Below are 16,269 nucleotides of genomic sequence, written 5' to 3'. Positions count from 1 at the left end.
AGTTTGACTTAAAGATAGCGATGTTTTGTACTACCTTCAAAGCCTGAACTGTAAGCATGGCACTTAATTACATTTGGGTTGCATTTTTCGTTATTGCCTTTGTTATTGCCCTGGTAAAACTGGTATTTTTAGGCGATACCGATGCATTTAAATTGATAGTCGACAGTCTGTTCAGTTCGTCACAAGCAGCTGTAATGGACATTGCCCTGCCCCTTGCCGGGGCCATGACCCTTTGGTTAGGGATTATGAATATCGGCGAAAAAGCAGGCGCAATACGTGTGCTTTCCCGCATTGTCGGGCCATTTTTTCAACGCATATTTCCTGAGATTCCAAAAGACCACCCTGCTATCGGCAACCTGATGATGAGTTTTTCCGCGAACCTGCTCGGCCTCATTAATGCCGCTACGCCACTTGGGTTGAAGGCCATGGATAGCTTACAGGAATTGAATCCCAAAAAAGACGAGGCCTCGAACGCCCAGATTATGTTCCTTGTGCTGCTCACCTCCGGCATGCAATTGCTGCCCGTTACCATCATTGCGCAGCGGGCTATCATGCATGCTAAAGACCCAACCGATATTTTCATACCCTGCATAATAGCAACCTATATTTCAGCTGTGGTGGGCATGATAGCGGTGGCGATCAAACAAAAGATCAAACTATTTGACGGGGTTATCATCGCCTGGCTTGGGGGTATTACTTTGCTTATTTCTTTGCTGGTATGGTACATGACCACTCATTTGACCAAGGAGGAGATCAGCACTTTTTCTAAAGTAACCAGCAATCTTTTGTTGTTTATTATCCCCGTCCTTTTTATTGCCGGAGGATTAATAAAAAAAATCAATGTATTCGAGGTTTTTATTGATGGCGCAAAAGCCGGTTTCGAAACCTGCATCAAGATCATACCTTACCTGGTTGCTATGCTGGTAGGCATTGCCGTATTTAAAAGCTGTGGAGCGCTGGGGTATATGAATGACGGATTAAGGTGGGCTGTACATAGCGTCGGGCTGGATACCCGTTTTGTAGATGCCATGCCTGTGGCCTATATGAAACCACTTAGCGGTTCCGGCTCCAGGGCTATGATGATCACACTTATGGAGCCGAAGAACTTTGGCCCGGATAGTTTTGTTGGTCGCCTTGGCTGTATTTTTAACGGATCGGCCGACACAACCTTTTACATTGTCGCCCTGTATTTCGGTTCAGTGGGTATCAAGAGATCGCGATACGCAATCCCATTCGGGTTAATAGCAGACCTTGCCGGCATCATTGCAGCGATATTTGTCGGATATTTATTCTTTGGTTAATAAAATTTCAAACTTGTTTTACTCAGTTTAAATAAAATACTGAAAATCAACTATATTGATACTCATGTCAGCCGAACCCAGCAGTCCCCCTTCCATTAACTTTAAGTCAAGTGGTTATTATGCTGTGATACAGTATGATATTTTTAAATTTTTATACGCCTCCAGCCTATCGTTGCGTAACAAGAAACCCCTTTTTTCCGTACAAAAACAGGAAATTTTCGCTGACGGGTGGCTTGTAAAAAAATTTAACTCACATGATCAGCAGTAATGGGTTGGGTTCAAAATTTATGTAAACGATTGGGTATTAATGATTAAGACTTACGCTGCGCGCTTATTTTTCATAGTACTTTTCACACTGCAAATGGCTGTGGGCGCTTTCGCCCAAACCATAACTACAGGCGCCGTCGACCCGGGTCCTTACGGGCAAGGCTCCAATATAGCCGTTCCAATCACTATAAATGATGCTGCCGGCTGTATTAGCCAGGGCAGTACTTTTAATCTTTATTTATCAGATGCTTCAGGCAATTTCGTAGCCGGCGGAAAACTGATAGGTAGCTATACAGGCTTTTACACTTCCTTTGTGAATGGTGTCATACCTGCCAGTACGCCGGCAGGCGCAGGCTACAAGGTAAGGGTTGTATCAACCAATCCTGCCGTCACAAGTACTACATCGGCGGCTTTTACGGTTAGCGCCACTGGCGCCGTAACCGCAGCCGTGTCTTCTCAGATCATCAGCCCGACTTATCCCGAGGTTTTTGGACAATGCGAGGGAACGGCGGGCGCATCTTTTACTTTCCAGGATAAATCAACCGGTAGTACATCCACCACGGCAACATTTATAAACGAGTTAACCAAAACCACTGAAGTAAGCAACATTGCTATACCGCCCGCAACTTATACTTTCAATGCCAATACTGGCAACTATACAGTGCTTGTAAAAGCCAAATCGGCTGGCGGAATAGTAGGTACCCATGCTTATTTGTTATTAAATAATGTTATTAATACCAATATAGGCGCTACAGGTTCGTTAACCGTTTGTCTGATCAATGGAAAAGGCGATCTGACGGTCAATATAGATATTTCATCCCCTACGGGTATCCAATACAATTACCCGGGTAACTTGTATACCATAAGCTGGGGCGACGGATCAGCTCCTGATGTTTTGACGCTTTGCCAGATAGTAGCACAAAATGGACAGGTAACCCATACTTTTACCAAAGCGTCCTGCGGCAACTCTGTGATATTTCAACCCAGTAATGCCTTCTGCGGACCTATCGGCGCGGCGCCAAGTAACGATGCTAAGGTTATTGTACCTCCGACGAATTTATTCACTGTACCCGCCGTGGGATGCGCGGGACAGTCTTACACGATTAAGAACCAGTCTGACCCGGGTATCGATCCGGCAACCTGTGCAAAAAACGCCAAAGCTTTATACACCTGGTTGGTTGATGGTGTACCGGCGGCTACAAACTACCAGCTTAGCCAGGATTTCATATTACCGGCTACTACCCCGGCAGGTTCCCACGTTATTACCCTTCACTTGCAAAACCCGATCAGCGGCTGTGGCACCGCAGATGTATCGCATAATATCTGCTTGCAAAATCCGCCGCAACCTATATTTAGCTTGCCATCGGCAACATATTGTTTAACTGCCGGGCCATTTAGCCCAAATAACACGTCAATAGTTGATGCTACCTGCGATCCAAATAACACTTATATCTGGACCATTACCGGCCCCGCGCCTGTTACTTACGCAGGTGGTACAAACAAAAACAGCAAAACCCCTCAATTTGTATTCACAGCTCCCGGTATTTATCAATTGCAATTAGCCATCACTACGGCTACCTGCGGGCAGGTTGTATCGGGGCAGCAAACGATCATTGTGAACGATATGCCACAGGTTACATTATCGCCCAATACAACACTTTGCGGCAGTAACCAGCTTCTGACGTTTGATAAAAACCCCGGCCCTACACAATCAACCCTGACAGGTACTGCACAGCCGCAAGCCAACACCTATACCTGGACAGTTACCGGGGGGGCGTTCACCTTCCAGGGTGGTACCACTGTTAATAGCCAGTACCCGCAAATATTGTTTACCGATTTTGCCACATATACGATAAAAGCAACCGAGCAAAATACGTGCGGTACAGTTACCAAAACCCAAACCATCACATTTGTTCAGGCGCCAACGGTAACGGCAGGAGCCAATCAAACTATTTGCGCCAGCAGCCCGGTGGCGCCGTTGGCAGGGAAGATAACAGGCGCTGTGGTAAGCCAGCAATGGGTAGGCGGTACGGGAACATTTTCGGCAGGGCGGGGTTCGTTAAATACTAACTATACTCCTTCTGCTGCCGAAATAGCGGCCGGTTCGGTTACGTTAACTTTGCAGGCCACTACATCGTTGCCTGCTCCGTGTAACATTATCGGCAGCAATATTACCATTACTATTACCCCTATTGACAATGTAACCAGCACGCCTGCCGAAACTATTTGTACCGGCCAGCCTCTTAACTATGCTATTACCTCGACAAGCGGTGGCACAAACTTTACCTGGACAGCTTCGGTAACTTCAGGAACTGCTACCGGCGTTGCAGCCACCGGTAGCGGAAACACCATTAACGATATCATTACGAATACCAATGCCAGTACGCCGGCCGTAGTAGTTTATAAGATAACCCCGCAAAATAATAGCTGTACCGGGAATGTTTTCACGCTAACAATTACGGTTGACCCCTTACCAAAAATTACGGCAGTACCCGTCAGCTCGCCCATCTGTAGTAACCAGCCTGCTGCTATCACGCTTACTTCAAATATCGCTAACACCAGCTATACGTGGACGAGCGTCGCCTCTGCGGGTATCACCGGTAACACTAACCAGGCCAATGCAGTAGCAACCAATTCGATACAAGATATTTTGATCAATAATGGCACAGCAGCCGGAACTGTTACCTACACTGTTACGCCCTACAACGGCACATGCCCCGGCCCGGTTAAAACAGCAACCGTAACGGTGCAGCCTTTGCCGGTACAATCAAACCCGGGGCCTGATGACGAAGTTTGCAGCACAACAACTTATACTTTACAAGGAAATAATCCATCGCCCGGAACAGGCAAATGGACTTTGGTGAAAGGGCCCGCGGGCGTTACTTTCTCCGATGATACCAAACCGAATGCCGTGGTAAGCGGATTAAAGGCTGGCAACCTGTACCAGTTTCAGTGGACGATTACAGCTACGGCCACCTGCCCGCCAAGCAGCAACGCTGTTAATATAACTATCGACTTGCCAACAATTGGCGGCACCACCACCGGCGATGCTACGGTTTGTTCGACAGGTAACGCCGGGCAGGTAACGCTTGCCGGTTACCAGGGGAACATCGTTCGCTGGGAGTCATCTGCTGATAACGGGGCGTCGTGGCAGCCCATAGTGAACGTAAGTACCACACAAAGCTATTCCAACTTAACGCAAACCACCCAATACAGGGCTATTATTCAAAGCGGTGTTTGCAGCCCGATGCCGTCGACCGCAACTACGATAACCGTTAATCAATCACCAATACAAGCCGATGCCGGTACCGATATGAATGTTTGTAACTCCACGGTTGCCACTTTACAGGGCAATAATCCCGCTCCTTTTAACGGAGTATGGACGCAAACTGCCGGGCCTGCAGTAACTATTGTCGACCCGACCAACCCTAATACACAGGTTACCGGTTTAGCAAATGGAAACACCTACACGTTTACCTGGACCATCAAAGGGCTGCCTCCCTGCGGCGATACGCAGGCATCGGTAAATGTTAATGTTGCTGCGGATGTTACCGCCAGTTTTACCATGGATAAGATACAGGGGTGCGGGCCAACCACGGTAACTTTTGTTAATACATCGACTCCAGCGCCTACGGGAAGCTATCTGTGGGATTTTGGTGACGGAACGCCAACATCGACAGCCACTACCCCATCGCCGCATACATTTGCGCCTTCGCCTGATGGGAAAGAGATAACCTACACCATCACCCTGACCCCGGTAAGCAACTGTAACCTGAAAACACCTTTTACTGCGATTGTGAAGATCAGCCCGGCTGTTCCGGTAGCTATCATCAACCCAAGCCAGACAACAGCTTGCGGCGGTTTTGCACTGACGGTTCAGAACCTGTCGCCGGGCAATAATATACAGTACGATTTTTACCTGACTGATGTGGACGGTAATATTATGCAGCACGTGCAGAAAACCGATAAGACCGACGTGACTTTTCAGCCGGTAAACCCGACCAAAGTAACCGACTACACCGTGTATCTGATAGCGCTTGACCAGTGCGGAAATAAAGGCAAATCAACGCCTATTATTATATCGGCTTCACCATCATCGGTTATTTCCTTAGTACAGATCAAAAATGATCAGCAAAAGGTCTGTTTGGGCGGATCGCTTACATTCCAGAATATATCCACCGGCGGCGACCGTTTCACTTATACCATTTATGATGCCGATCAGAAACCGATAACAACTATACCAGGTAGCCTGGGCGATTTCAACTACACCCCAACAACACCCGGAACTTATTATGTATCTGTCACCGCAGGAAATAACGGCTGCGGCGATGCAGCGGTGTCGGCATTAAAAATGTTTACGGTATACCCCAATCCTGAACCGGACTTCACCTATACGCTGGATAATGACTACAATGTCACCTTTACCAATACTACGCCCGATGATGGCAACACGCCGGCTTCATCGCTCAGCTATTATTGGGTGTTCGGCGACGGCGCAACCAAAAATACGACCAATGCCCCGGAGTTACATCATTATGATTATGAAAAGTCGCCATTTACAGTAACACTTACAGCAACCAACCTGGCAAGCGGGTGTATAGGTTCTGTCACCAAAACTATCGAGGTGAAATTCCTTGGCAACCTGTACCTGCCTAACGCCTTTACGCCCAGCAGCACCAACAGCGAGCTAAACATATTTAAAGCCAAAGGCACACAGATAAAGGAATGGAAAATGCAGGTATTCAACAACTTTGGCCAATTGGTTTGGGAAACAACCAAGCTTGACGGAGACGGATCGCCCACCGAAGGATGGGACGGCACATTCAATGGTGTGCCGGTACAACAGGGCGTCTATGTATGGCAGATATCCGCCACATTTATTAACGGTACCGAGTGGAAAGGAATGTCGTACAACCACTCATTGCCAAAACGTACGGGCGTAATACATTTGATCAGATAACGATGAAGAATATAGCCCGGCTTATTTTACTTTTCATAATACTCCTGCGTTGCGCCCCGGGCTTCGCTCAGGATCACTTATATTCCCAATTTTTTAACTCTCCCTTATATCTCAATCCCGCACTAACGGGGCAATTTAAGGGCGATCTGAGGATGAATCTCATCTACCGTAACCAATGGACCTCGGTACCGGGAACATTTTCTTATATATCTGCTTCTATCGACTATAACGTTCCGCGTTTTGGTGGCGGTGTAGGATTATTGGTGACCAGGAGCAGCGAAGGTACCGCCTATCTTGACAAAACAAACATATCGGCCCTGTACTCCTATAGTGTTGGCTCCGAGGATTTTGTACTCTCATTCGGTCTGCAGGCGGGGGTAACAAATCGTACTATCGACTTTAGTAAACTTGTGTTTGGTGACCAGATAGACCCTACGCTGGGCATCATCTCGGGCTCATCGTCGGCGGCGGGTTCATTCCCTTTTAACAATAAATTTTATTTCGACTCGGGTGTTGGCACAAACCTTGCAATAGGTGATTTCAATATCGGCGCCGCGGTGCAGCATATTAATAAACCAAATGAGTCTTTTACCGGCACACCCGTTAAATTGCCCATCCGCACCAATGCGCATATAAGTTACCGGTACGATCTGAACCAGTTTGATAATATGGACGATGATGAAAAATCATACGTAATACCGTCGGTTGTGTTTTACAAGCAATCCAACGCTACATCATATAGCGCTGGCATGCAGTATAAACACAAAAGCGTGAACGTGGGCATTTGGTACCGTAGCGGTAACGAGACCGGTCCGAGTGCGGTTGTGGTGTCATTGATATTCGATCTATTCATTAACCGCGATGGTGGAGAGAAATTGAGGTTCGGAGTAAGTCATGATGCCGCCGTTTCAGGCCTTACCTATGGTAATACCAGCGGGTCATCGGAAGGCAGTATCGGATACGAAACAACATTGCCCGGCAACGGCGACAGGTCGCAACGCTTTGAAGGCGCAAGGCGTTGTTATGAATTTTATTGACGTAGTAAAAAAAATGACGGAAACCTACTTAAAGGATAAAACAGCGAAAAAAAGATTTTTTCAGAAAGGTATGGTCGTATTAGTTGCACTTGCGGTCATATTCACTGTCTTCTTAACCCGCTTTGCGCTGTCAGGTTCGCGTGAGGCCCTGCTAAACGGAGCCCCGGGCAGCGAAGATGCTTATAAGGTCGCAAAGCTGTTTGTAAAGCCTACTATTAAGTCCAATGATATTTTTTTTCCCGAATCGGGGTATCAATGCGCACAAAAGCCAGACTCTGTTTTTGTTATTAAATCATACGCGGAAGCGAAAGATCAACCGAAGCCGGAAAATGTAACCCCATTTGAGATAACACTGAAGTTTATCGGCGGAGCGATTGCTGATAAAAGAAACTGGAAACTCATCAGCATCAATAAGGACTAAAAAAACACCCCGGTTATGGAACCAGGGTGCTCAATCACTCTAAAACAATCACCTCTAAATTAAGAAGTACCTTTAATAATTATATTTTTGAATAGTTAATTATTGACTAAACTAAAATAATAGTCAAATATACCAAGTAACAATCTTTGTTTGATAGAAATACAGGCTTTTTTACCCTGATGTGACAGAATATCAGTGTTTTAAACCCCTGATGAATATATCAACCAGCAACAGGCGTTTGCGGTGTATTTCTTCCAGGTGTTCCTTCTTGGGGAAGGTAGTTTTTCGGTACCCCATAGTCCCTACCCTTACACCTTGCAGGGCATCCAGCAGCAGGTCGACAATTTCACCAGGATTGTCTACCTTGCTGATATTACCTTTTTCGGCGTCTGTTTTTATTGCATTACCCAACAGGGTCATTTCAGTTTGCCTGATATGTTCCACTATTTCCCAAATCGTATCGGGTAAACTTTGTTCGTTCAGCCTGATAAAATCGAAGAAGTTATAATTATTGACAATAAAGTCGTGATGGGTATCTATCTGGCATACAAAAGCGTCCTTAAGGTCGCCGGTTTTCGACAATTTTTCGTCCAATAGTTTCAGGTAATCATCAGCCAGCTTACGCGTAACGGCAATATATAATTGACTTTTATCGGGGAAATAGTAATACAAAAGGGCCTTCGACATAGAGAGAGCCCCTGCTATTTCATTCATGGTTGTTTTAGAGTAACCGTAGTGCAGGAATTGCTGGTATGCAGCTTCTAGTATTTTTTCTCTTTTAATATCCTGTTGATCGGCGACGTTACCCACTTATGAAATTATAATATGATGTATTCCTGACTTTTTAAACAAAATTATCAAAAATTCTATACATAATAATGTCATTTTTACATTTGATAGCTTTCGCTCAAATAAAAACTGCCTGCAATAGCTGCCAGATCTTCCACGGCGCCTGTAATCGGATCATAAATTTCAAGCCGGTTGGTTATCATTTTACGGAGGTAGTAAAATGCATAAGCAGAGGCTGTTGCGGCAACAATACCCAAGCCGGCTCCCATTAACGCGTTTTTCCCATTAGCTTTTGTCAAAACGCCCGCCGAAAGAGCGCCTGATAATCCACGTGCGACGACGCCTCCGAACTCGATACGGGCCGGGGCGAAGGGTAATTTGTCGGCTACGAGCTCGCCTGCAGCTAAAACCTTGAGCGCCACGGCACATTTACCGGATTGTATAAATGAGAGCTGCGATTTTGCCAGTCGGCCAGACTTGTTCCTGCTCAAAATATGGCTAACCACTGCGGGTGCCAGTATAGAACGCATGCCAGCAACAACGCCTATACCTATAGCCTGCCAAACGGGGCTTGCTTTTTTTAATTTCATATACTTATAACCCACCTTTCGTATTTAGGTTTTACAAAAGCTGAATACCATTTATTGCGATGTGAGTAATCTCATCATGACATTGCTGCCTTCTGAATACTAATGGCATTCACCGATATTCCACATATCCGTTTTCAAGGTACTGGTCAAAATAAAAGCCGCCCAGGTTGACCTGAAAGCGGCTTTGCATTTATATGGTTTGATTAAGAAATATGGCTCAACTCTGGTTCGGTTTTATAGGTTTCTTCTTCCTTTTTACCAAAAAACCTCGATTTTAAACGTACCCTGATAATATACATACATGGTACCACGATAAGCGTAATGATGGTAGCAAATCCTAAACCGAAGATCATTGTCCACGACAATGGTCCCCAGAAAGCGTTGTTGTCGCCGCCAAAATAAATGTGCGGCTTAAACGAGCTGAACAGCCCGGCAAAGTCGATATTGAAACCCAAAGCCAATGGGATCAACCCGAGTATTGCCGCTGTAGCTGTTAGTAATACCGGCGTCATACGGGTACGTGCAGCTTCAACTACCGCATCGTGCAAGCTTGCGCCCTGTTCTATCAGCATATCGGTAAATTCGACCAGCAAGATACCGTTTCGCACTACAACCCCCGCAAGGGCAATAATACCAATGCCCGTCATTACAATAGAAATGGTCATTTTGAAGATAGCCACTCCCAGGAATACGCCGATGATACTAAAAAATATCTCGCTCAATATAATAAGTGTTTTTCCGATCGAGTTGAACTGCGCCACCAGGATGATCAGGATCAACCCGAAAGATATAGCTAAAGCAGTGCCTAAAAACGTTGCGGCTTCCGCTTGGTCTTCCTGGCCGCCACCCATTCTTATCGACACTCCATCAGGGGTCCTGAAGGTATTGATAGCCCGTTGTATAGCTGCGTTCACCTCGTTTACATTACTGGTTTTCAACACGTTTGAGCCCAGCGTAATAATACGGCGCTGCTGCTTATGGTTAATATTAGCATAAGTGTTGGTGTACCGGATATCAGTGAATGCGGAGATCGGCACCTGGCGGATAGTACCACCCGTAGCAATGTCCCGATACGTTATTTTCAGGTTGCGGATCGCGTCAATGTTATTTCGCTGATCTTCCTGCGAACGAACGGTTATTTCATAATTGTCCTCTTTTGTGTTTCGATAGTCAGAGGCTTTTGCTCCGAATATGGTGGCTCCCAATGCCTGATTTATCTGGTTAGTAGTTATACCTTCCCGGTTGGCCCGTTCGCGGTTAACGTCGAATACGATCTCGGGCTTATCGGCCTGCAGATCGGGTACAAGGCCTTCGATTCCGACAATGCCCTGCTTACCAATGTAATTGGTGAGCCTGCTGGCTGTATTTACAAGGGTATCCAGGTTATCACCTGTAATTTCGATACTGATATCTTTTTGCACCGGCGGGCCGGAATTTTCCTGGGTTACGGCTATCTTGGCGCCGGGGTACCCCAGTACCGACTGGCGTATCCGCTCCATTATCTTTTTGGTGTCCTTGCCGTTACGTTTGCTAAATTCGGCAAAGGCCACGGTTATCTTTCCTTTATTAGGATATTTACCCAGATCCGCATCTGTAGGGTCGGTAACACCCACAGTAACGTTCGAAATAATAGAAGTTACGATATCTTTATCAGGCTCCACCACTGCAGCAACTTTCTTTTCCAGTTTGGCAATTACCGAGCTGGTCTGTGCCTGATCGGTCCCTGTGGGCAACGTTACGTACACGTAGGTAAAGTTTGGATCGCCAGATGGAAAGAATTCCACTTTTGGGCTCCTTACAGCCACGAATACGAATGTAAAAAAGAATAAAACAACTATGCTGAACAAAACCCACCATGGTGATTGTACTGCTTTTTCCAGCCGCCTTGCATACCAGTGCTGGAAACGCGGCCATGCATTTTTCTGAAACCTGTCAATCAACCGTAGCAGCACAAAGTGATTAAGCAGATAAAGGAATGCGGCAAATACCACAAAGTTTCCAACTCCGCGGTTAACCAGGTAACCTAAAATAGCTATACCACCCATAAAAGCCAGCGTGCGCAGCACCTTCTTGTCAAATCTTGGATTGTCATGCTCGCCTTCGTGGTGCGGCTTCATGAAATCAACGGCAAAAACCGGGTTCATAATGTAAGCCACTACCAGCGACGCCAGCAAGGTAATAATGAGCGTTATCGGCAGGAAGAACATAAAGTGGCCAATCAAACTGTTCCAGAAAGCCAGCGGGATGAAAGGTGCCAAAGTGGTCATAGTACCTGAAAATACCGGAAGGAAAACTTCACCCGCAGCCATCTTCGCTGCTTGTTTAATAGGCACTTTACCATTGGCAAAAATACGGTGTGTATTTTCGATTACCACAATAGCATCATCCACCACAATACCCAGCGCAAGCAGAAACGAGAATAATACGATCATGTTTAACGTGAAACCAATCGCCGGCATCACAAGGAAGGCAATAAAACAGGATAATGGCACCGAAAGGGCAACAAATATAGCGTTGGTGCTGCCCATAAAAAACATCAGGATGATGGTTACCAATATAAAACCGATAACAATGGTGTTGATCAGGTCATCCAGGGTTGATCGCGTTTTGTCCGATTGATCGCCGGTAACTGTAATATTCAATCCTTTAGGGAATACAGTTTTTTGCTTGTCCTTTATCAGTTGATTTATCTTATCCGACGCTTCGATCAGGTTTTCACCTGCACGCTTGCTCACGTTCAACGTGATCACATTCTTAAAGTTGGGATCATCATTCGTTTTTAAACGCGCATAGCTTTCCTGGTCTTTAAAGCCGTCCCTGATATCCGCGATGTCACGAAGGTAAACTGCTTTTCCCAACGGGTTCCTGATAACCAGCGCGGCAACTTCTGCTGCATTTTTAAAGTCTTCTTTCACATCAATGGCCCGCTGTTTGCCGTCAATGATGACGTTGCCAGCAGACGATATGATGTTTTCGTTCCCAATAGCCTGAATAATGTCGCCATATCCAATTTGCGCTGCGGTCATTTTATTCATATCCACATTAATCTGGATATTTGGGGTAAGCGCCCCTATTTCGTCCACTTTGGATATTTCCTTCATGCCCTCTATATCATCCTTCAGGTTGTCGGCATATTCCTTCAATTTCTTAAGGTCATAATTACCGGATAGGTTAATATATAAAATAGGCAGGTCGGCAACATTGATATCTGTTATTTGAGATGCCTGTAGGTTATTGTCGTTTTGAGGCAAGTCTTGTGCAGCTTTATCAACTGCCTCACGTACATCAATTTTCGCGTCCCTTATCTTGACATCGGCGTTGAATTCTGCTGTTATTATAGACAAATTCTGCTGAGTTTTCGAGGTCACTTTCTTTAATCCTTTTAAGGACTTCAGCTGCTTCTCTATCTGCCGTGTTACCAGCAATTCAATATTTTGCGGCGACTGGCCTATATAAGGCGTAGTTACAAAAACCTTTGATTGCGCTATATCGGGAAAATTCTCTTTAGGTAGCCGGAAATAGCTTACCAATCCCAATGCCATGATCAGGAATACGATCACATACACTGCGGTTTTATTATCAATGGCCCAACTCGAGGGCTTAAATTCTTTTTCCAGGTCCTTCATATCAAATCAGTTTAGTATGATTAATTACCAGTTTGTAAAACCTTTACTTTGTCGCCGTCCTCTACTTCTGTCGAGCCATCGGTTATCAGCTTATCGCCAACATTCAACCCCGTTTTTACTTCAACAAGTCCGCCGTATGAAGCTCCTTCGGTTACTACTTTTTTCTTTGCAATGTTGTTCACGTTAATGAATACATAATCGCCATTTTCTGATTTTTGTATCGCGTTTATCGGCACAACTATCGCATTCGCTTTTGAATAGTCGGCGATTTTCAGAACGACCGTCATATTAGGGCGCAATGTTTTGCGGCCCGGCAATTGGATCTCTATCGGGAAGCTGCGCGACGAAGGGTCGATCACCTTACCGGCAAAAGTAACTTTAGCCATCAGCGAGTCGTTCGCATCCGGAACAACCACTTTTACTTTATCGCCCTGCTTGATATTTGATGAATAGGATTCAGGCACATCAGCTTTTACCTTCAGGTAATCGGTATTCACTATTCTGATAAAGGTAGCGGCCGGCGACGCCGCTTGTCCCAGTTTAAGGTCCATCTGATCAACCGTGCCGCTTATTGGCGATACAATACGGTAAGTTGCCGACTGTTCCTTTAACGAAGCTACTTGCTTCACTGCCGACTGGTAATCAGCCTGCGCCTGCAAATATTGAACTTCAGTACCGATTTTTTGATCCCAAAGATTTTTCTGGCGGTCAAAAAGAGTCTTCTTTAAACTGGCCTGGGTTTCGGCCTGGGCTATATTTTGCTTTAGCACGCTGTTATCAAGTTGCACCAGCGTCTCGCCCTTGCTCACGTGGTCGCCAACCTTCACGTTAATGGCTGTGATAACGGCCTGTGCCTGCGGGTATGCCTGCACATTATCCTTTGCATCTATTTTTCCCTGCAAGTTGATGTAATTGGTGAAAGGCGATTGCTTCACCTCCATTTCCGCCACATCGGTTGATTTCACCGAATCTGTCGACCCCACCTCTGCTTGCAACTTTGCAATTTTTGAAGAAAGTTCAGCTTGCTGTGTTTTTAACTTATCCAGTTCCGCTTTCTTGGCTTCTTTGCCTGTTGGCTTGCTGCAAGCGGCTAATAACAATATTGCCGGTATATAAAGTAATTTTTTCATTTTATTGTGGTTGTTGTGTCTGTGATCGTGTTTATTGTATTTTGCCGTATGCTTTGTCCAGGTCTACCTTGCTTACCAAAGCATCATATAAGCTTTGTATATATTTATTATCAGCATCTTCTAATGCTGTTTGTGCCTGCGTAACTTCAATGCTGGAGCCTACACCCTGCTGATATTTGATTTTGGAAACCCTCAGAACTTCCTGTGCCAATTGCTGGTTTTGTTTTTGATTGTCGAGAGACCTGAGGCTATTGACAAAAGTGATATGAGCCTTGTTACCTTCAAGCAGGAGACCATTTTTTGCATTTTCCAGGTCGTTCTGGGATTTTAATACGCTAATTCTGGATTGCTTAAGCTGGTTAGAACGTTGCCCACCATTGAAGATAGGGACATTCAACGTAAGGCCGAAAAAGCTTGACGGAAAACTACGGCTATAAAGATCGCTGAAATTATTATTCTGATACGACGAGTTATAACTTCCATTCAATGTCAGTGTAGGATAAAATTTTGACTTCTTGTTTTCCACATCAAGTTCATTTAATTTCTTTTTCGTTTCCGCAAGATTATATTCAATCCTATTGTGATAAAAAGTAGTATCAGCACCTATATCGGCTAAATCAGCCAGCTTGATGTTTTCCAATTTATCGGTCAGTACTAATTGATCATTCACATCCATCCCCATTTGAAATTTCAACAATTGATAATTTAATGCGAGTAATCTAAGAGTGTTCTCGCGATTGGTTATCAAATTATTGTATTGCACCTGAATACGCTGCACATCTACCAACTCGACAAGACCTTGCTTATTTTGTGCCGCTGTTTGGTCTACTTGTTGTTTAAGTTGATTAATATTTGCGTCTAACAACCTTATTTGTTCATTGCTTACTAAAACCTGGTAATAAGCCTTAGTGACGCCAATATTTGCATCAATTTTTGACCTGGTATAATTGCGTTGTGAAAGCTCTTTATACGTTTTTGAAGCCTTCAAGCCAACCAAATAGCTGCCGTCAAAAAGTATCTGGCTCAAATTAAGCCCCAAAGCCGACTGATATTTAACCCCAAATTGAACCGGTATAAAGGTCCCTGCCGGTTGCCCGAAGAACTGGCCTGGTATAAGCGTGGTCGGAATTTTTACATAGTCAGTAAAACTGGCCGAACCACTAACTTGGGGCAGCCCGATCCCGGTGGTCTCCTTAACCTTATATTCAGCGCTTTTTACATCCAACTGGGCGTTTAAAACCGAATCCTGGTGCTCGTAAGCATAATTGATACATTCCTGCAACGAGAAGTTGTGTACTCCTTCCGGCACCGCCTGCTGGGCGCTACTGTCCGATGCGATACCGATAATTAGCAGTGATATTAAAAACAGATGTTTCATATATATAGTGAGTTGTTGTTTTCCGATTTCTTCACAAATATTTAAAAGCTTTGTGACAGCCCTATGTCAATAATGTTAATTAATTCGTTTCCTGGTGTGCCGTTTTGTATTCGTCGAGCAATTTGTAGCCTTTAAGCGTACATATACCAAAATTGAAATGCTCCAGTAGCTGCTGCTGCACTTTCCAGATATTAAATTCATTTGCCGGGAAGATGGAAGTATTAAATCCCATTTCTACCTGCATTACCCTCATCCTGGCAATTACCTTTACGTCGATATCGGGGCGTATATAACCTTGCGCTATACCTTTTGTCAATAATTCTTCCAGTGTGCGCACAATCACTTCCGATTTAAAGTTTTGAAACTCCTTCCACGCTTCCGGGTGGTATTTTTGCAGGTCATGTATCACTATCGGGTTCGCCCTTGAAAATATCTCTTCCGAACACTTCATCATATTGATCATTTCCTCTATCACGTTCGACGACTTTCCAATTATCTCGGCCATGTCTTTTTCGTCATCCTCCAGCCGCTTTTTAATCAGCGCTATCACCAGCTCATTTTTGTCTTTAAAAACCTGGTATATCGTCTTCTTCGACATGCCCAAATGTTTGGCGATGTCGTCCATCGTTACGCTTTTGATCCCTGCCTGCAAAAAAAGCTCGAGGCTGCCTTCTATTATTCTCTCTATTTGACTCATTGACTTTTCGGGTCAAAACTATGGAAACATTTTTTGATTTCAAAGTTTCCTAAACAAATGACAATTTCCAGAC

10 protein-coding genes are annotated in these 16,269 nt (G+C 45.0%); 4 read left to right on the top strand and 6 right to left on the bottom strand.

Features of this window, described 5'->3' with window-relative positions; all coding sequences use genetic code 11:
* The first annotated feature begins 56 nt into the window (after positions 1-56).
* From VL525_RS20720 to VL525_RS20705, 4 genes are all read left to right on the top strand, one after another.
* A complete protein-coding gene (locus VL525_RS20720) occupies positions 57-1,301 on the top strand; it encodes a nucleoside recognition domain-containing protein (protein WP_325389271.1) in 1,245 nt (414 codons plus the stop codon).
* 307 nt (positions 1,302-1,608) lie between these two features.
* Positions 1,609-6,528, top strand: a complete 4,920-nt coding sequence (locus VL525_RS20715; protein WP_325389269.1) for a PKD-like domain-containing protein — start codon at positions 1,609-1,611, stop codon at positions 6,526-6,528.
* A gap of 2 nt (positions 6,529-6,530) precedes the next feature.
* The gene (locus VL525_RS20710; protein ID WP_325389267.1) at positions 6,531-7,565 is read left to right on the top strand and encodes a PorP/SprF family type IX secretion system membrane protein; all 1,035 of its coding nucleotides are present in this window, start codon (positions 6,531-6,533) and stop codon (positions 7,563-7,565) included.
* Positions 7,566-7,578: 13 nt separating this feature from the next.
* Complete coding sequence (locus VL525_RS20705; protein WP_325389265.1) at positions 7,579-7,986, top strand: hypothetical protein; 408 nt, start codon at positions 7,579-7,581, stop codon at positions 7,984-7,986.
* A gap of 192 nt (positions 7,987-8,178) precedes the next feature.
* Here VL525_RS20705 and VL525_RS20700 read toward each other — a convergent pair whose 3' ends face one another.
* From VL525_RS20700 to VL525_RS20675, 6 genes are all read right to left on the bottom strand, one after another.
* Positions 8,179-8,796 carry a TetR/AcrR family transcriptional regulator gene (locus VL525_RS20700; protein ID WP_325389263.1) on the bottom strand — a complete coding sequence of 206 codons (618 nt, stop codon included), beginning with the start codon at positions 8,794-8,796 and terminating at the stop codon, positions 8,179-8,181.
* A gap of 77 nt (positions 8,797-8,873) precedes the next feature.
* The gene (locus VL525_RS20695; RefSeq protein WP_325389261.1) at positions 8,874-9,365 is read right to left on the bottom strand and encodes a DUF4126 family protein; all 492 of its coding nucleotides are present in this window, start codon (positions 9,363-9,365) and stop codon (positions 8,874-8,876) included.
* Between the two features lie 203 nt (positions 9,366-9,568).
* On the bottom strand, positions 9,569-12,991 hold the full coding sequence (locus tag VL525_RS20690; protein WP_325389259.1) for an efflux RND transporter permease subunit: 3,423 nt from the start codon (positions 12,989-12,991) through the stop codon (positions 9,569-9,571).
* A gap of 20 nt (positions 12,992-13,011) precedes the next feature.
* Positions 13,012-14,121: an efflux RND transporter periplasmic adaptor subunit gene (locus tag VL525_RS20685; protein WP_325389257.1), complete on the bottom strand. Its 1,110-nt coding sequence runs from the start codon at positions 14,119-14,121 to the stop codon at positions 13,012-13,014.
* Positions 14,122-14,152: 31 nt separating this feature from the next.
* Complete coding sequence (locus VL525_RS20680) at positions 14,153-15,499, bottom strand: TolC family protein (protein ID WP_325389255.1); 1,347 nt, start codon at positions 15,497-15,499, stop codon at positions 14,153-14,155.
* A 79-nt stretch (positions 15,500-15,578) separates the two neighbouring features.
* Positions 15,579-16,196: a TetR/AcrR family transcriptional regulator gene (locus tag VL525_RS20675; protein WP_325389253.1), complete on the bottom strand. Its 618-nt coding sequence runs from the start codon at positions 16,194-16,196 to the stop codon at positions 15,579-15,581.
* Between the last annotated feature and the right edge of the window lie 73 nt (positions 16,197-16,269).

Origin of the sequence: Mucilaginibacter sp., from assembly GCF_035492695.1 — a bacterium.
GTDB lineage: Bacteria > Bacteroidota > Bacteroidia > Sphingobacteriales > Sphingobacteriaceae > Mucilaginibacter.
This window is presented reverse-complemented; position numbering and strand designations above follow the sequence as displayed.